The following is a 17676-nucleotide window of genomic DNA, read 5'->3' as shown; positions in this document are numbered from 1 at the left end:
CGATCACACCCACGTCCGGGGGCGGAAACGGTTTGCGCGCTCCACCAGTTCGATCCTTTCCTCGCCGCTCTGCGCGAGCCGCGCGAGCGTCCGGTACGAGCGCTCCAGCCCGAAGCGGAGGCCGCGCTCGTCCAGTTCGCTCCCGAGCAGGGCGGCCTGCACGGGCCGTGACCCGGGACTACCGGAGAGTACCCAGTCCAGGGCCGTGCCCAGTACCTCCGTCGACAGCCGTTCACGCCGGACGGCGTCCAGACCGAACCGCTGGAGCTCGGCCACCTGGTGCGCCGCCGCCAGCAGATCCTCGATCAGGGACGGTTCCGCGCCGCCGCCGGAGGAGGGGGACGCCGCGGCCGGTGCGGACGCCGGGTCCGGAGCCGACGGCGGGGACGCCGCCGGCGGTCGCGGGTCGCGCTCGCGCAGCCTGGCCCGTACGGCCGCCACCCGCGCCGCCGTGTAGTGGATCGACGACTCGGGCACCGACTCCAGGGTCCGTACGGCGCCCACCCGGTCGCCCGCCGCGAGCTGTACCCGCGCCAGGCCGAACGCGGCGCTCACATAGCTCGGGTCGGTCGTCCACACGAGCCGGTAGTACTCGGCCGCGTTGTCCAGCTGGCCGAGCACCTCCGCACAGACCCCCAGGGCCAGCTTCGGGGCGGGCTCGCCGGGAAACGCGTCGTAGACCGCGTCGAAGGAGAGCGCCGCGGTCTCGTGGTCACCGCCCGCGAGCGCGGCGACGCCCCGGTACCAGACCACCCGCCAGTCGTCGGGGCGCCGCTCCTCCAGCCTTTCCAGCGCCTCCGCGGCCGGGGCCCTCTCGCCCAGCTCCAGCCGCGCGCGCAGCTCGCGCAGCCCGAGCTCCACGGACTCGGCGGGCGCGCCGGGCAGCGCGGAGAGCAGTTCGGCGGGGGCCGCGGCCATCAGCCCGGCCAGGAAGCCCGCGTTCGGATCCGCCGCGTCGATCGTCGGTACGGGAAGGGCCAGCGCGGTGGCCCCGGCGTCCAGAGGCCTCAACCGGGGCCCGCCGCCCGGGGGCAAGGGCCCGCCGCCGGGGGACGAGGTGCCCGGGCCCGGCGCGCCGGGCGCGCCCGCGCGCGCCCCCAGCCGCGAGACGTCCTCCGACGGCTCCGCGAACAGCTCCGTGTCCGTGATCCGCAGCTCCGGGCCGAACAGCGTCGACAGCGAGGGCCGCGGCCGACCCGTCTGGAGCGCCACGACCTCCCGCAACACCCCCGTCAGCTGGTCCGCCATCTCCGCGGCCGAGGAGAACCGGCGCGCCGGGTCCGGGTCCGTCGCCCGCACCAGCAGCCGGTAGAAGGACTCGTACGACCGGAACACCTCGATGTTGTCCGGCGCGGGCAGCGAGTCCGCGAACACGTTCGTGTAGCCCTGGAAGTCGAAGGTCAGGACCGCGAGCGTACGCGCCACCGTGTACAGGTCGGAGGCCACGGAGGGGCCGGTCTCGGCGACCTCCGGCGCCTGGTAGCCGACCGTCCCGTAGATCGCGGACTCGACGTCGTCCATCTTGCGGACCGCGCCCAGGTCGATCAGCTTGAGCTGGTCCTCCGTCTGGATGGCGTTGTCCACCTTGAAGTCGCAGTAGAGCAGGTTGCGGCTGTGCAGGTGGCCGATCGCCTCCAGCGCCTCGATCCCGTACGCGCAGGCCTGCTCCACGGGCAGCGGGTCGCGCCTGCCGTCCGGTGCCCGCCGCTCGTTGGCGATCTCCTTCAGCGACTTGCCGCCTATGTACTCCATGACGATGTAGCCGTCCAGGGAGCCGGTGCGCTGGTCCAGGTGTTCGACGAAATTGTAGATCCGGACGATGTTCGCGTGCTCGATCTCCGCGAGGAACCGGCGCTCGGAGATCGCCGCCTCCATCGCGTCCTGGTCGCCCGTGTCGAGCAGACCCTTGAGAACCACCCAGCGGTCCGACACGGCGCGGTCGACGGCGAGGTAGATCCAGCCCAGGCCGCCATGGGCCAGACAGCCCGCGACCTCGTACTGCCCGTGCACGATGTCGCCCGCGCGCAGCTTCGGCACGAACGAGTAGGGATGGCCGCACTTCGTGCAGAACCCTTCCGTACGCCCCGGCCTGCCGCCGCGCGCCCGGCCCACCGGCGCCCCGCAGTCCGACCGCGAGCAGTACCGCTTGCGCTCCGGCACCTCCGGGCTCTCCATCACGGCGGACCGCGGGTCCCGGCGCGGCACGTCGGGCACGGAGACCAGTCCGGCGCCGAGCCGGCCCAGCCCGGAGGAGGACGACGAGGAGCCGGAGCTGCGCACCGAGACCGAGCGGCCGGACAGCCGCCCGGAGCGGGTGCGCGACAGCCGGCCCGAGACCGAACGCCGGGACGTCGAGGAGCGGGAGGACGCCCGGGACGTCGACCTCTCCGTGCTCCGGGACGAACCCTCCGCGAAGGAGCGCGCGGAACCGGTGGAGGACCGGGACGAGGAACGCCCCGAGCCGCCGCCGTCGCCGCCCGCCTGGGCGGGGATCCCGGACCGGGCCCCGCGCGACGCCACGACGGGGGCGAGCCCGCAGGTGTCGCAGTACAGCTCACCGCCGCCCATGTCCTCGTACGAGCCCTCGCAGCCCGGGCGTTGGCACGTCGCCGTCGCACTCATCGCTCTCCCCGTTCCCCGTCGCCCCGCAGACCCGCCGCCGGCCCGCGCGGCACCAGCAGTTCGGCGGCGGCCTGTTGGTAGCGCAGCACCGCCGCTTCCGCCACGCGCAGATCGCACGGCGCGCTCCACAGCATCCGGCGCGCCGCGTCGTACCGCTCGATCAGCAGCGGGTCCTCGGCCATGCCGTGCCGGGCCACCTTGGCCTTGTACGCGTCGAGCCGGCCGCGCAGCTCGGCCCGGACGGCCAGGGGGGCCGTGACCGCCGTCAACGACTCGCGCGCCCGCAGCAGTTCGTCCTCGGCGTCCCGTTCCAGCGACTCCAGCAGCGGCGAGAGCCGATGCCACTGGGCGTGCCTGCGGTACTCGGCGGCGGCCGACAGCCGTTCCTGGAGGGCGGTCGGCGGGCCGCTGACCGCCGGCACCTCCGTCGCCGCGATCTTCGCCAGCACCTCGCCGCGCGCCGACCGCGCCTCCGTGAGCGTGCGGTCCGCGCGCGAGAGCACGTCCCGCAGCCGCATCAGCCGCTCCTCCGAGTCCTGGCGGACCCGCAGGACCGCCTCGATCTCGCGCCGTACGTCCTCCAGCGCACGCGCCGCCCGGTCGTAGCGCTCGGTGTCCGGGCGCCCGCCGCCCGGCGCCGAACTGCCGGGCGCGGGCCGCCAGAAGGCCAGCGGGTCCGAGACCACCATCTCGCGCAGCGCGCTCAACTCGTGCGTGATGGACTCCAGGTCGTCGCCCGCCGGATGCTCCCCGGGGCGTACGCCCACGGAGTGGGCCAGCGAACGGGTCCGCCGGAGCTCGGCGGAGAGCAGGTCGATCCGGGCGGGCAGCGCCGACCAGACCGCGTCGGCGGCCACCACCATGTCCAGGGACGTCGCGTAGAGCTCGTTCATCCGGGTGACCAGCTCCGCGAGAGTGAACTGCTCGGCGAGCCGGGCCGGGCCCGTGCGGGACGGCACCTCGTGGCCCGCTCCGCCCGCGACGGTGACGCTCCGCCCGCGCAGTGTCTCCGTCAGCTCCGCCAGGTCGTCGTGGTTGGGCCAGCGGCGCCGGGCGCGCACCTCCCGGGCGCCGGCCAGCGCGGCGCTGTAGCCGTCGAAATACGTCCACAGCAGGGAGATCGACCGTTCGGCGGCGGACCACCGGTCCTTCGTGACCCCGGTCAGCTCGGCGCCCTCGAGGAGCCTGCGGCCGGCGTGGTCCTGGAGGGCGAGCAGTGAGGTCTCGATCGCCTCGTGCTCGGCCTCGAGGCGTGCCAGAGCACGGTCCACCTGGTCCCGGTCCAGCACCGGGTCCGGTGGCCCTCCCATCGGGTCGAGGAAGGAGCCCGTGGCGCCCATCGATCACCTCTCCGCTCTGGTCCTGACCGGCCGTCCGAGAGGCCGGCCGGCCGTTCACGCAGTCCTGCCCGTCTCCCGCCGTGCCCCGCCGCCGTGCCCTCCGCCGGCCGTCGCGCAGTCCTCCGTCGTTCCTCGGCCGCCGCCCGTCGTCAGCCGCCGTTCGGTTGTCCGCCGTTCGGTTGTCCGCCGCTCGCTCGTCAGCGGCCGCTCGGCTGTCGGTCGCCGTTCATTCGTTCCGGTACCGGGCGGGCGGCGGGGCCGTGATCCCCGGGAGCCCCGCCTTCAGCCAGGTCTCGTACGACCGCATCCAGCGGCTGTCCGCCCCACCCGCGCGATACCCCTCCAGCACCTTGTTCACCCTGCGTACCAGATCATCGTTGCCCAGTTTCACGGCGACGCCGTAGTACTCCGGCGGCAGCGGCTCGCCGACCAGCTCCACCGCCGGGTCCTGGGCCGCCTGGCCGGCCGCGAGCGCGTTGTCCGTCACCACCGCGTCCACCTCGCCCAACTGCAGGCGCACCAGGCAGTCGAGCTGGTTGGGCACCGTCAACCGGTCCTCGTCGGCGGGTGTTCCGTCGTGCTCGTCCTTGAATATCGCGCCGTGCGCGTCCTTCTCCAGCGCCTGGTAGGCGGTGGAGTCCTCGGCCGTGCAGACCCGCTTGCCGGCCAGCGACGCGTCGAAGCCGGTGATCGACGAGCCTTTCGGAGCCAGCACCTGCTGCCCCACCTGGAAGTACGCGGTGGAGAAGTCGACGCGCTGCCGCCGGTCACAGGTGATGGTCATGGTCCTGACGACCAGGTCGACCGTGCCGTTGTTCAGCGCCGCCTCGCGCTGGTTGGTCGGGATGGCACGGAAGATGATGTCGTCACGGCTGCCGAGTATGTCCTCGGCGATGGCGCGCGCGAGGTCGATGTCGAAGCCCTCCAGATCGCCCGTCACCGGATCGCGGTAACCCCAGCGATAGCTGTTCTGGTCGACCCCGACGACCAGCTTCCTGTTCGGCCGCTCCCGGATCGAGCGGATGGTGTCCCCGTCCTCGTCGGCCGGGGACGGCCGGAGACTGGCCTCCGGCGTCTCGCACGCATCGTCGTCGGCCTGCGTGACGGAGCCGATGCGCTGACCGGACGTCACCCGTTCGGCGCGGGTGTCGACCGAGTGGGACAACGGCAGCAGGGTGACCGCCGCCGTCAGCGCGCAGGCCGCGGCCATGGCCGAGACGCCGCCCCAGCCGCGGAGCCGGCCCGCGAGGCCGGGCCCGCGGGCCGGGACCGGCGAAGGCCCGCCCGCCGAATCGCCCCCGTGGGACCGGTCGAGTCCTCCGACTGTCCCCATCCCGCCCCCTCTCACCGGTACTCCGACAGCCTGCGGCCGATGCCGAGGACCGTACCCAGCACGCCGACCACCGCCAGGACGCCCGCCCCGACCGCCAGCGGGGCCAGCGCGCCGAGTCCGTCCCGGGCGGCCTCGTCGAACTCCGACTGCTCCCGCGCGAGCGCCGTCACGAGCGCCTTGTTCACCTGATCGAAGGACTGCTCCGTGGACCCTTCGTCCCCGATGACCTTCTCCACCGCGGCGTCGTAGTCACCCGCCCGGTCGGTCTCACCGGCCGAGCGGTGCCGCTCGCGCCACTGCGCGACCGACCGGATCGCGGCCCGCACCGGCTCCGCGCCCGCCGGGTCGTCCGCCAGCTTCCGGGCCTCGGCGAGCGCGGCGTCGAGCCTGCCCATGTTCGTGGCGTAGTCCGTCTCGTACTTGTCGTGCTTGCCGTCGTCCGTGAGGACGGCGCCCCGCGCCACCAGGGTCAGATTCTCGTTCGCCCGGGCCTTGAGGGCGCTGACCCGGGCGTCGTTCAGGACCTCCAGCGACGCCTGGCCGTGCACCTGCGCGCCGTGCAGCTCGACCCGTGCGACCGTGTGCCCGACGGTCAGCCAGAGCAGCAGCACCGTGCTCGCGGCGGTGGCGGTGAGCAGTCCCTGGTTGAAGACCCGGTTCGTGCGGCGGTAGTCGCGCCGCTGGGCGCCGGCGAGCGCGCCGAGGACCAGCACGCCCAGCGCCAGTGCCGCGTACGGCAGGCTCCGCGCGTCGTCGCTGTCACGGCGCAGCCGGTCCGTCTCCGCTTCGTACAACCGCTCGGCGGCGGGCAGCAGCTCCTCGGTCATCCGCTGGTTCGCGTACCGCAGATAGGCGCCACCCAGCGGCAGGCCCTGCCGGTTGTTGGCACGGGCCCGTTCGACGAGGCCCGTGTAGCGGGGCAGCCCCTCGTTGAGCGTGGCGATCTCGCGCCCCGAATCGCTCGAACTCTCCGTGTACGTGGCCGCCTCGACCAGCAGCCGCGAGGCCCGCTCGATGTCCTCCTGATAGCGCTCGCGCAACGCGGCCGGTTCCTGGGCCCCCGAGAGGAAGGCACTCGCCATGGCCGTGTCGGCGTCGGCCAGGGAGCGGTAGATGTCCGCGGCGCCGACGGTCAGCGGCTGACTGCGTTTCACCACGTCGTCGGCCGCGCCGAACCGGTCGGTGGCCTCCCAGGCCGTCACCGCCCCGAACGCCACGACCAGCAGTGCCAGGGCCGCGCCGATGATCCTCAGCCGGCCGGGCTCCGTGGTGGCCGCGGCGCGCAGCCGCTCCATGGACTCCTGCCACGCCGGGCGGCGTTCGGGCGGCGTCCCCCGCGGTTCCCGGTCCCCCCGGCCGCCCCGCTGCTCCGTCCGCCCCGGTGGTCCCGGCGGCACCGTGGGCGCATACGTCGGAGCCGACGGTGGTGCGGTACGCACATGCGGCGGATGTGTCACGTGACCTCCCCCTCGGTCATCCGACGACGACGAGCCCCCGGTGATGGTGACGGGGGACGAACTCCCGGTCAGCAGTATGGCCGCAGAGACCGGCAACTACACCCGGCCGTCTGGATCTTGTTACCCGCATGGACCCGAGTCCGCGCGCGTACGCCTCCGCTCCGCTCGCAGAGCGGTCGAACCGCCTGCGCGGCCCCTCCGAGCGCGTCCGGCAGGCGCCCGTCCGGCCCTTCGCTGTACGGCCCGGCGCTGTCCGGCCGGTTCCGTTACGGCGGAGTCCCGTTCGCGCCGGCCTTCCGATCTCCCCCACCTCGCGTCCGACGTCCCCCATCCATGAATACGCCGGACACGAGGGATCGGTTCCCGCCCGGAGGCGCCGTTACGCGTCGGTACGCGACCGCCCGTCGAGACACGGTCGCGTACCCGATTCACTTGGAGAGGTTCGTCCCTTGCGGCGCGGGCGTTATCGGGGACGCCGCCATCGACTGCGGGGACGTCGGGCTGGACAGGGCGGACGGGGCGGAGACGCCCGCCGTCGGGTCCGAGGGCTCCTCCTCCGGCGCCTCCCCGGCCATGCCGCCGACGATGCGGATGCCCGCCTCGTCGAACGCGCGCTTGATCCGCCAGCGCAGTTCGCGCTCCACCCCCAGCGCCTGGCCGGGCATCGTCTTCGCCGACAGGCGCACGGTCATCGAGTCCAGCAGGACGGAATCCAGGCCGAGCACCTCGATCGGGCCCCACAGCCGCTCGTTCCACGGGTCGTCCTTGGCCATCGTCTCGGCGACGCCGGCGATGACCGTACGGACGTGATCCAGGTCCTCCGTCGGCCGGACCACCACATCGACCCCGGCCGTGGCCCAGCCCTGGCTGAGGTTGGCGATCCGCTTCACCTCGCCGTTGCGCACGTACCAGATCTCGCCGTTGTCGCCCCGCAGCTTCGTCACGCGCAGGCCGACCTCGATCACCTCGCCGGAGGCCACCCCGGCGTCGATGTTGTCACCGACGCCGTACTGGTCCTCGAGGATCATGAAGACCCCGGAGAGGAAGTCGGTCACCAGGTTGCGCGCGCCGAAACCGATCGCCACGCCCGCGACACCGGCGGAGGCCAGCAGGGGCGCCAGATTGATGTTCAGCGCGCCCAGCACCATCAGCGCCGCCGTCCCCATGATCAGGAACGAGGCGATCGACCGGAGCACGGAGCCGATGGCCTCGGAGCGCTGGCGGCGGCGCTCGGCGTTGACGAGGAGGCCGCCCAGAGCGGTGCCCTCGACCGACTGGACACTGCGGTTCATCCGGTCTATGAGCTTGGTCAGGGCGCGGCGGATCACATGGCGCAGGACGAGGGCGATCACCACGATGAGCACGATGCGCAGCCCGATGCCCAGCCACGTGGCCCAGTTCTCCTCGACCCAGCTCGCGGCGTCGCCCGCACGGTCCGCCGCCTCGTCGAGCGTGACGGAGTCGGACGAGGGGCCGGCGGCGAGCGGGGCGGACCAGGACACGACACAACCTCCAGAAGGCTGCCGGGCCGGGTGCCGGGCAGGCCAACCACACTAACGGGGGAGCCGGGCCGGGCCGGTCCCGTAGCGGGCCCGAGAGACGCGACTCACGTAGGGTCCGCCGCTCCGCCGCGGGGTGCGCAGGTCCGCGCGCCCCGTCGTGCGCGCCCGCGCTCGGGACCCGTCCGTACCGGTCGACCCGCGCGTGCGACCGGGCCCCGGCCGCCCGGCCGCCCTGCGTCGCCCGCAGGCCGCCCCCGCCCGGTTCGATCATGTGATCGAAAACACTTCGAGCCCGTTACCTGGACGTGGTGGCGTTTCGACCAGGCATGAGGAGAGACTGAGAGCAGATCGTCCCGGCGCGAGCCACGCGCCGCCGGCGTACAAGGAGGCATCCGTGCCGCATGTCCTGGTCCTCAACGCGTCGTACGAGCCGCTCGGCGTCGTACCGCTTCGCCGCGCTCTCGTCCTCGTCCTGGAGAACAAGGCACTCTGCCTGGAGGAGTCCGGCGCCTTCATGCACAGCGAGACCCGTGTCATCCCGGCTCCCAGCGTCGTACGGCTGAAGCGTTTCGTACGGGTCCCCTACCGGGGGCCCGTTCCCCTGACCCGCCGTGCGCTCTTCGCGCGGGACGGCGGGCGCTGCATGTACTGCGGTGGCGTCGCCACCAGCGTCGACCACGTCATTCCGCGCAGCCGCGGCGGCCAGCACGCATGGGAGAACGTGGTGGCCGCGTGCCGCCGCTGCAATCACGTCAAGGCCGACCGGCACCTGCGGGAGCTGGGCTGGCGGCTGAACCACCAGCCGGCGCCGCCGTCCGGACTGGCCTGGCGGATCATCGGAACGGGCCACCGCGACCCGCGGTGGCTGCCGTACCTGCAGCCGTACGGAGCGGAGGACGCGCTGGCCCGGATCGACGGACGCGGCTGAGCCGTCCCGCGGGGACCCGGCCGGAGCCCGCTCGCCCGCCCGCTCCCAGCCGCCCGCCGTCGTCCTGTCGCCTCGGCCGTCGCCGTCCTGCCGGCGGAGGCCGTCGAGGATGACGCTCATCAGACTCCGTGCCGTTGACTTCCACTCGTTCCGGTCGAGCCGGCCGAGGTAGGCGATGAGCAGGAGGACGCCGTGGGCGTCCACGTCCGTGCGGACGGAACCGGCCGCCTTCCCGGCGTCCAGCAGCCGCCCCAGGGCGCTTTCGACGGGGTTCGTTCAGATGATGGACGCCGTGGGCATCTCCCCCTCGGCGGTGGCCCGCGCTGTGGCCTTCGCCGTCGAGCAGCCCGGCGACGTCGAGATCGGCGAGATCAACATCCGCCCCACCGTTCAGGCGTGAGCCCCACCGATCAGGCATGACTCGCGCCGTCGCGAGGGAGAGAAGGTCGCGAGGGAGAGAAGGAAGAGGGAACAGAACGTGACTCAACACACGTTTACCAGCTGTACGGGTCTGCCTCGGCGACCGCTGGGTAGGGCTGAGGTGTCCTGTTCCCCGTCCGAAGGAGGCGCCGTCATGGCGGCATCCGCTCAGCTCCTGCTCTCCGCGCTTTCCAAACAGAGGGGTCCCGCCCCACTGACCAGCGAGCCTCCGCTCGCCGACCCCGGTGCGGGACCCCTGACCAGCGAACCGCCCCTCGCCGACTACGCACCCCTCACCAGCGAACCCCCGCTCGCCGACGTCGCCCCGCTGACCAGTGAGCCGACCGCGCCCGGTACGGCCGGCGGCACGGAGTCCCCAGGAGTCTGAATGGGCCTGGCCGGGCTCGCCGAGCTGCACGGTGTCGCAACCTCCTACGAACCCTCACCCGGCGTGACCGTGCCGGTGCCCGACGACACCGTCGTCTCGGTGCTGGCCGCGCTGGGCGTCGACGCGTCCACCCCCGAAGCGGTGGCGGACGCGCTGACCCGCGCGAAATCCGCCCTGGCGAGCCGCCTGCTGCCCCCGACGCTGGTGGTGTGGTGCGCCCAGGACGGTACGGCCCCCGAGCTGCCGACCGCGCTGGCCGCGCTCCCGCCCGGGTCCACCCTCCGGGTGGCGACGGAAGAGGGCGAGCGGGTGGAGCTGCCGCAGGCCGGGGCCACGGTGCCGGTGGAGGCCGAGGAGCAGGCGGGACCCGGTCCGCGGGCCGCCGCGTGGGCCCGGCTGCCCCTCGGCGTGCACCGGCTGGCGGCCGGCGCCCCCGACGGCCGTACGGCCGAGGTGACGCTGATCGTCGCGCCCGGCCACGTACCCCGCCCCCCGGCCCGCACGCACGGCTTCCTCGTCCAGCTCTACTCACTGCTCTCCCGCCGTTCCTGGGGCATGGGCGATCTCGGTGACCTCGCCGAACTGGCCGCCTGGTCGGGCCGCGCCCTGGGCGCGGGATTCGTCCAGATCAACCCCTTGCACGCCGCCGTCCCCGGCGCGCCGACCGACCCCTCGCCCTACCGGCCCTCCTCCCGGCGCTTCCCCGATCCGGTCCACGTGCGCGTCGAGGCGATCCCGGAGTACGCGTACGTACGCGGCGCGGACCGGGCGCGGCTGGACGAGCTGGCGGAGAAGGCGGCGGCGCTGCGGGAGTCGGTCCTGGCCACGGGCGCGCCGGGCGGCGCGGCGGAGGGATCCGGCGGCGCGACGCGCGCGCCCGGTGCGCCGGCGCACATGACGGGTGACGCCGGGACCGGTGCTGCCCGGGACGCGACCGGTGACGTCGGGACCGGTGCTGCCGGGGACGCGACCGGTGACGCGGCGGCCGGCGCGTCGGACCGTACGGGTCTCATCGACCGTGACGCCGTGTGGGCGCTCAAGCGCGCGGCCCTGGAGATCCTCGCCACCGTCCCGCTCGGACCCGGCCGCCACGCCGCCTACCGTGACTTCCTCGCCTCCCAGGGGCAGGCCCTGGTGGACCACGCCACGTGGTGCGCGCTCGCCGAGGCGCACGGCCCGCGCCCGCGGGAGTGGCCCGAGCCGCTGCGCGACCCGCGCTCCGCCGGGACGGCGGCGGCCCGGCGGGAGCTGCGGGACCGGGTCGACTTCCACTGCCGGCTGGCCTGGCTCACCGACGAGCAGCTCGGCGCCGCCTCGCGGGCGGCGGAGGACGCCGGGATGGCCGTCGGCATCGTCCATGACCTGGCCGTCGGCGTGCATCCGGACGGCGCGGACGCGTGGGCGCAGCGGGACGTGTTCGCCGCCGGCATGTCCGTCGGCGCCCCGCCGGACGCCTTCAACGCGCACGGCCAGGACTGGGGCCTGCCCCCGTGGCGCCCCGACGTGCTGGCGGCGTCGGCCTACGCCCCGTACCGCGGGCTGCTCCGGGGACTGCTGCGGCACGCGGGCGCGCTGCGGATCGACCATGTGATGGGCCTGTTCCGGCTCTGGTGGGTGCCCGAGGGCCAGAACCCCACCCGGGGAACGTACGTACGGTACGACGCCGAGGCGATGCTCGCCGTCCTCGTCCTGGAGGCGCACCGCGCGGGCGCGGCCGTCATAGGGGAGGACCTGGGCACGGTCGAGCCCGGTGTGCGGGAGGCGCTGGAGCGGCGCGGTGTGCTCGGCACGTCGGTGCTCTGGTTCGAGCGGGACTGGACGGGCACGGGGCGGCCGCTGCCGCCCGGGAGCTGGCGCGAGGGCTGTGTGGCCACGGCAACCACCCACGACCTGCCGTCCACGGCCGCCCGGCTGACGGGCGAGCACGTGGCGCTCCGGCACCGCCTCGGCCTGCTCACCCGCCCGCTGGAGCGGGAACAGGCGGACGACCGGGCCGAGACCGCCGAGTGGCGCGCCTGCCTGGCCCGGCTGGGACTGCTGTCCGGGGACGCCCACGACACCGGGGACGCCCACGACACCGGGGACGCCGGCGACGGCGGCGGTGAGGCGGAAACGGCGGAAGAGGAGGCGATCCGCGCGGTCTACCGCTTCCTGCTGAGCACCCCGGCGCGCATGGTCGGCATCTGGCTGCCGGACACGCTGGGCGACCGCAGGCCGCAAAACCTGCCGGGGACCTGGGACCAGTACCCCAACTGGCGACTGCCCCTCGCGGACGCGAAGGGCCGCCCGGTGACCCTGGAGGACCTGGCGGCCGCACCGCGGCTGCGCCGCCTGATGGAGGTGTTCCCGGCCGCTACGGCACCCCCGCGCGCGCGTCCCGTGTAGGCGTTCGCTACGTTTGCACCGTGGACAAGAAGAACGCTCTGCGCGCCGGCGCCCTGGCGGCCGGTACGACGCTGATGATGCTGCTCATGTCGTCCCCGGCCCTCGCGCTCACCCGGGACGACGGCGACGACCCGGGCCAGGGCCTGAGCGTCGTCGAGACGCTCGGCCTCTTCGTGGTGGCCCCGCTGGTGATCTTCGGTGTCATCGCCGGCCTGGTGATGGTCCTGGACAAGTCCCGCAAGCCCCAGCAGCAGGGCTGACCCACGGCGCCCTCGCGGCACCGCCCGGCACAGGTGTGCGGGGCGGTGCTTTCGCATGTCCGCGGCAGGCGCCGTGACGTGGCCCGGCCTGGCCCACGGGGCGGGCGGGGGCACGGGCGCGGCCCCGAAAGACCGCACCCGGGCCCGTACGAGCACGGGCCCTCGTACGCGGGCCCGTGCTCGTACCCGGGCCGTACGCGGACCCGAGTTCCCGCACGCACCCGGGACCGCGGCCCGTACCCCCGCCCGGGCACCCCCTGAGCGCTACGCGATCCCCGCCGCCGCGTCCGCCGCCTGCGCCGTGAGCGCGCGCTCGACGCCCGAGCGGGACTCCGTCACCAGCCGGCGCAGCGCCGCGTTCGGGCCCGCCGAGGCCAGCCAGGCGTCCGTCGCCTCCAACGTGGCCCGGGAGATCTGGACGGCCGGGTAGAGGCCGACCGCGATCTGCTGCGCCATCTCGTGCGAGCGGGACTCCCAGACGTCCGCGACCGCCGCGAAGTACTTCTCCGCGTACGGCGCGAGCAGTTCACGCTGGTCGGTCTGGACGAAGCCGCCGATGACCGCCTCCTGGAGCGCGTTCGGCAGTTTGTCGCTCTCCACCACCGACGCCCACGCCTCCGCCTTGGCCGCGCTGTCCGGCCGTGCCGCCCGGGCCGCCGCCGCGTGGCGCTCGCCCGCGGCCGTCCGGTCGCGCTCGTACTCGGCGGCGATCTCCTCCTCGTCGTGCAGCCCCGTCGACGCAAGCCGCTGGACGAAGGCCCAGCGCAGCTCGGTGTCCACGGCCAGGCCCTCGATGGTCTCCGTGCCGTCCAGCAGCCCCTGCAACAGGTCGAGCTGCTGCGGCGTCCGCGCGGTCGCGGCGAACGCCCGCGCCCACGCCAGCTGGTGGTCGCCGCCCGGCTCGGCGGAGCGCAGGTGCGCCAGCGTCGCGTCCGTCCACCGCGTGAGCCCCGTCTCGCGCCAGTCCGGCGCCGCGTACAGGTCCAGCGCCAGCTTCACCTGCCGCTGCAGCGACTGCACGACGCCGATGTCCGACTCCTTCGCGATGCCGGAGAGCACCAGCTCCAGGTAGTCGCGGGTGGCCAGCTCGCCGTCGCGCGTCATGTCCCACGCCGACGCCCAGCACAGGGCGCGCGGCAGCGACTCCGTGAAGTCGCCGAGGTGCTCGGTGACGACCCGCAGCGACTCGTCGTCGAGGCGGATCTTCGCGTACGACAGGTCGTCGTCGTTGAGCAGGACGACCGCCGGGCGCGGGGTGTCCGACGGGAACGGCACCTCCGTGCGCGCGCCGTCCACGTCCAGCTCGATCCGGCGCGTGCGGACCAGCTTGCCGGTGCCGGCGTCCAGGTCGTACAGGCCGATCGCGATCCGGTGCGGCCGCAGCACGGGCGCGCCCTTCGCGCCCTCGGGCAGCGCCGGCGCCTCCTGGAGGACCGCGAACGACGTCACGTGGCCCGACTCGTCCAGCTCGATCTCCGGCCGCAGCACATTGATGCCGGCCGTCTCCAGCCAGGCCTTCGACCAGACCTTCAGGTCCCGCCCGGAGGTCTCCTCCAGCGCGCCCAGCAGATCGGACAGGCGCGTGTTGCCGTACGCGTGCGCCTTGAAGTACGCCTGCACGCCCCGGAAGAACTCGTCCTGGCCCACGTACGCGACGAGCTGCTTGAGCACCGACGCGCCCTTCGCGTACGTGATGCCGTCGAAGTTGACCAGCACGTCGTCCAGATCGCGGATCTCCGCCATGATCGGGTGCGTGGACGGCAGCTGGTCCTGGCGGTACGCCCACGTCTTCATGGAGTTGGCGAACGTCGTCCACGAGTGCGGCCACCGCGAGCCGGGGGCGTGCGCCTGGCAGGCGATCGAGGTGTACGTGGCGAACGACTCGTTCAGCCAGAGGTCGTTCCACCACTCCATGGTGACCAGGTCGCCGAACCACATGTGGGCCAGCTCGTGGAGGATCGTCTCGGCCCGCGTCTCGTACGCCGCGTCCGTCACCTTCGACCGGAACACGTACTGGTCGCGGATCGTCACCGCGCCCGCGTTCTCCATCGCGCCCGCGTTGAACTCCGGCACGAACAGCTGGTCGTACTTGGCGAAGGGGTACGCGTAGTCGAACTTCTCCTGGAACCAGTCGAAGCCCTGCCGCGTGACCTCGAAGATCGCGTCCGAGTCCAGGTACTCGGCGAGCGAGGGACGGCAGTAGATGCCCAGCGGCACCGACTGCCCGTCCTTCTCGTAGGAGCTGTGCACCGAGTGGTACGGGCCGACGATCAGCGCCGTGATGTACGACGAGATGCGCGGCGTGGGCTCGAAGACCCAGACGTTGTCCCTGGGTTCCGGGGTCGGGGAGTTGGAGACGACGGTCCAGCCCTCGGGGGCCCGCACGGTGAACTGGAAGGTGGCCTTGAGGTCCGGCTGCTCGAACGAGGCGAACACGCGCCGCGCGTCCGGCACCTCGAACTGCGTGTACAGGTACGCCTGCTCGTCCACCGGGTCGACGAAGCGGTGCAGCCCCTCACCGGTGTTGGTGTAGGCGCAGTCCGCGACGACCGTCAGCTCGTTCGGACCCTCGAGCAGCTCCTTGAGCGCGATCCGCGAGTCCGCGAAGACCTCGGCGACGTCCAGCGCCGTGCCGTTGAGGACGACCTCGTGCACGGTGGGCGCCACCAGGTCGATGAAGGTCTCCGCCCCGGCCTCCGCGCTCTCGAAGCGGACGGTGGTGACGGACCGGAACGTGCCGCCCTCCTGCGCGCCGCTGAGATCGAGATCGATCCCGTACGAGCCGACGGTGAGGAGGCGTGCGCGACGCTGCGCTTCCTCGCGGGTCAGATTTGTGCCAGGCACCCGGTTTCATCTCCTCGGTTCATGACGTTTCCGGTCATCCTTCCACGGCGGATCGCTCCGTGCGGTGGCATATCCCGCCGCCGCGGGGGTCGCCGGGCGGTCGCCAAAACCGCGGAGCGGGGCCTTCCGGACGCACCGGAAGGCCCCGCTCCGCCTCTCGGCCGGTCGCCCCGACCCGTAGGACCGGGCCGGCCGTCGTCTCAGCCCGTCAGCTCGGCCGCCACCAGCTCGGCGATCTGCACCGCGTTCAGGGCCGCGCCCTTGCGCAGGTTGTCGTTGGACACGAACAGCGCCAGGCCGTTCTCCACCGTCTCGTCGGCGCGGATCCGGCCCACGTACGACGCGTCCTTGCCCGCCGCCTGGAGCGGGGTCGGGATCTCGGACAGCTCCACGCCCGGCGCGTCCCCCAGCAGCTCGTACGCGCGCTCCACGCCGAGGGGACGGGCGAAGCGGGCGTTGATCTGGAGCGAGTGGCCCGTGAACACCGGCACGCGGACACAGGTCCCGGAGACCTTCAGCTCCGGGATTCCCAGGATCTTGCGCGACTCGTTGCGGAGCTTCTGCTCCTCGTCCGTCTCGAACAGGCCGTCGTCCACGACGGAGCCCGCGAGCGGCACCACGTTGAACGCGATCGGGCGCTGGTAGACGGCGGGCGCCGGGAAGTCCACCGCCGCGCCGTCGTGCGTCAGCTTGTCCGCCTCGGCGACGACCTTCTGCGCCTGCCCGTGCAGCTCGGCCACCCCGGCGAGGCCGGAGCCGGAGACGGCCTGGTAGGTCGTGGCGACCAGCGCCGTCAGCTCCGCCTCCTCGTGCAGCGGGCGCAGGACGGGCATCGCGGCCATCGTCGTGCAGTTCGGGTTGGCGATGATCCCCTTGGGCCGGTCCTTGACCGCGTGCGGGTTCACCTCGGAGACGACCAGCGGGACCTCGGGGTGGCGGCGCCAGGCGGAGGAGTTGTCGATCACCACGGCGCCCTGTCCCGCGACCTTCTCGGCGAGCGCCTTCGACGTGGTACCGCCCGCGGAGAAGAGCACGATGTCGAGCCCCGTGTAGTCGGCCGCGGCGGCGTCCTCGACCGTGACGGGCGCGCCCCGCCAGTCGAGGGTGGACCCCGCGGACCGGGCGGAGGCGAAGAGGCGCAGCTCGGTGACCGGGAAGTCCCGCTCGGCCAGGATCCTGCGCATGACCGTGCCGACCTGACCGGTGGCTCCGACGATTCCGACCTTCACTGGGGCTCCTCACTCGCGACTGTCCCGGGAACGCGTTCCCTCATGATGTGTCTGTCCGGGGTTCGCTTGTCCAATCCATTGTCCGCTGGTCGGGACGGTGCGGATCGCGTCACACTCGTGGCGTGCGCCACGGTCCGTACGGATGTGCCCGTAGCGGCCGGCCGTCTGTTCCGCCGCCCGACGTCACGCACCGCGACTTGCCGTCACCCATATGACGATCGGCTCGGCGCGTCCGACGGCGCGGCAGCCGGTCGCCGCGCGCCGTCGTGGCCCGTACGCCGTCGTGGCCGTACGCGCCGGCGCCCGCGTCCTGGACCGGCGTCCCGCCGTTCCGGCCTCCACGGGACGGTGTGCCGACTACCCTCACGGGATGACCGGGATGAAGCAGGAGCTGCGCGTGGCGGCCTACGCCGTGTGCGTCCAGGACGGACAGATCCTTCTCGCCCGCTGGGTGGCGCGCGACGGCACCAAGCGCTGGACGCTCCCCGGCGGTGGCATGGAGCACGGCGAGGATCCCCGCGACACGGTGGTCCGCGAGGTCGAGGAGGAGACCGGCCACACCGCCGAGATCACCGCGCTGCTCGGCCTGGACTCGGTCCGCCGCCGCTACCCGCGCGCCCTGGGCCTGTCCGCCGACTTCCAGGGTCTGCGGATCGTCTACGAGGGCCGGATCACGGGCGGCACGCTGCGGCCCGAGACCGGTGGCTCCACCGATCTCGCGGCCTGGCACCCGCTCGGCGCGGTCGCCGGCCTCGACCGGGTCGAGCTGGTCGACGTCGCCCTGCGGCTGTGGCGCGAGCGGCCGCCCGTCGGCCATGTCGTCGGCGAGGGGGACGGGCACCGCGCGGGGCGCGGCGAAGGTCCCGCCGTCGGCACCGGGCCGGCCCCGGCCACCGGCCGCTGACCACAGGTCGGCGGGCACAGGCCGCTGACTGTGCCGGACCGTGCCCAACGGGCCCGACCGACCC

The 17676-nt window shown here is 73.6% G+C and carries 12 protein-coding genes and 1 pseudogene; 5 read left to right on the top strand and 8 right to left on the bottom strand.

The features are described from left to right. Window positions 1–3: 3 nt before the first annotated feature. From IG02_RS0117370 to IG02_RS0117350, 5 genes are all read right to left on the bottom strand, one after another. Window positions 4–2622 (bottom strand): serine/threonine-protein kinase, encoded by a 2619-nt coding sequence (locus tag IG02_RS0117370; protein ID WP_030748230.1) that lies wholly within the window; start codon window positions 2620–2622, stop codon window positions 4–6. Further along, window positions 2619–3962, bottom strand: coding sequence for a hypothetical protein (locus tag IG02_RS0117365; protein ID WP_030748227.1), 1344 nt, complete (start codon window positions 3960–3962; stop codon window positions 2619–2621). The genes IG02_RS0117370 and IG02_RS0117365 overlap by 4 nt, the downstream gene beginning before the upstream one ends. A gap of 226 nt (window positions 3963–4188) precedes the next feature. Continuing rightward, window positions 4189–5172 (bottom strand): glutamate ABC transporter substrate-binding protein, encoded by a 984-nt coding sequence (locus IG02_RS0117360; protein ID WP_030748225.1) that lies wholly within the window; start codon window positions 5170–5172, stop codon window positions 4189–4191. 134 nt (window positions 5173–5306) lie between these two features. Then, complete coding sequence (locus IG02_RS0117355; protein ID WP_078854558.1) at window positions 5307–6752, bottom strand: hypothetical protein; 1446 nt, start codon at window positions 6750–6752, stop codon at window positions 5307–5309. A 428-nt stretch (window positions 6753–7180) separates the two neighbouring features. Next, on the bottom strand, window positions 7181–8254 hold the full coding sequence (locus IG02_RS0117350; protein WP_030748219.1) for a mechanosensitive ion channel family protein: 1074 nt from the start codon (window positions 8252–8254) through the stop codon (window positions 7181–7183). A gap of 394 nt (window positions 8255–8648) precedes the next feature. On the opposite strand from IG02_RS0117350, the gene IG02_RS0117345 reads away from it, so the two are divergent. Next, complete coding sequence (locus IG02_RS0117345; RefSeq protein ID WP_030748217.1) at window positions 8649–9182, top strand: HNH endonuclease; 534 nt, start codon at window positions 8649–8651, stop codon at window positions 9180–9182. A gap of 153 nt (window positions 9183–9335) precedes the next feature. On the opposite strand, the pseudogene IG02_RS43630 reads toward IG02_RS0117345, so the two are convergent. After that, a pseudogene (locus IG02_RS43630) lies at window positions 9336–9425 on the bottom strand (TetR/AcrR family transcriptional regulator); the annotation flags it as partial. Window positions 9426–9756: 331 nt separating this feature from the next. On the opposite strand from IG02_RS43630, the gene IG02_RS0117335 reads away from it, so the two are divergent. Genes IG02_RS0117335 through IG02_RS0117325 form a run of 3 tightly spaced genes read left to right on the top strand, consistent with a single transcriptional unit; the run spans window position 9757 to window position 12635 of the window. Continuing rightward, window positions 9757–9990, top strand: coding sequence for a hypothetical protein (locus tag IG02_RS0117335; RefSeq protein WP_030748210.1), 234 nt, complete (start codon window positions 9757–9759; stop codon window positions 9988–9990). Then, window positions 9991–12375, top strand: coding sequence for a 4-alpha-glucanotransferase (gene malQ / locus IG02_RS39430; RefSeq protein WP_030748207.1), 2385 nt, complete (start codon window positions 9991–9993; stop codon window positions 12373–12375). 20 nt (window positions 12376–12395) lie between these two features. Then, window positions 12396–12635: a hypothetical protein gene (locus tag IG02_RS0117325; protein WP_030748204.1), complete on the top strand. Its 240-nt coding sequence runs from the start codon at window positions 12396–12398 to the stop codon at window positions 12633–12635. Between the two features lie 264 nt (window positions 12636–12899). Here the strand turns inward: IG02_RS0117325 and pepN are convergent, their stop codons facing one another. Next, window positions 12900–15479: an aminopeptidase N gene (pepN, locus tag IG02_RS0117320; protein WP_030748200.1), complete on the bottom strand. Its 2580-nt coding sequence runs from the start codon at window positions 15477–15479 to the stop codon at window positions 12900–12902. Window positions 15480–15679: 200 nt separating this feature from the next. Continuing rightward, window positions 15680–16708, bottom strand: coding sequence for an aspartate-semialdehyde dehydrogenase (locus IG02_RS0117315; protein ID WP_030748197.1), 1029 nt, complete (start codon window positions 16706–16708; stop codon window positions 15680–15682). Window positions 16709–17087: 379 nt separating this feature from the next. Between IG02_RS0117315 and IG02_RS0117310 the strand changes: the two genes are divergently transcribed. After that, window positions 17088–17612 (top strand): NUDIX hydrolase, encoded by a 525-nt coding sequence (locus IG02_RS0117310; RefSeq protein ID WP_078854601.1) that lies wholly within the window; start codon window positions 17088–17090, stop codon window positions 17610–17612. Window positions 17613–17676 lie beyond the last annotated feature (64 nt).

It is taken from the genome of Streptomyces sp. NRRL F-5135 (assembly GCF_000719775.1).
Taxonomy (GTDB): domain Bacteria; phylum Actinomycetota; class Actinomycetes; order Streptomycetales; family Streptomycetaceae; genus Streptomyces; species Streptomyces hebeiensis.
Note: the sequence above shows the minus strand (reverse complement) of the source record. Positions and strands in the feature narration are given on the sequence as shown.

Coding starts and splice junctions, on each gene's coding strand:
- IG02_RS0117370 (WP_030748230.1), bottom strand. CDS start 2,622: ATGAGTGCGACGGCGACGTGCCAACGCCCGGGCTGCGAGGGCTCGTAC.
- IG02_RS0117365 (WP_030748227.1), bottom strand. CDS start 3,962: ATGGGCGCCACGGGCTCCTTCCTCGACCCGATGGGAGGGCCACCGGAC.
- IG02_RS0117360 (WP_030748225.1), bottom strand. CDS start 5,172: ATGGCCGCGGCCTGCGCGCTGACGGCGGCGGTCACCCTGCTGCCGTTG.
- IG02_RS0117335 (WP_030748210.1), top strand. CDS start 9,757: ATGGCGGCATCCGCTCAGCTCCTGCTCTCCGCGCTTTCCAAACAGAGG.
- malQ (WP_030748207.1), top strand. CDS start 9,991: ATGGGCCTGGCCGGGCTCGCCGAGCTGCACGGTGTCGCAACCTCCTAC.
- IG02_RS0117310 (WP_078854601.1), top strand. CDS start 17,088: ATGAAGCAGGAGCTGCGCGTGGCGGCCTACGCCGTGTGCGTCCAGGAC.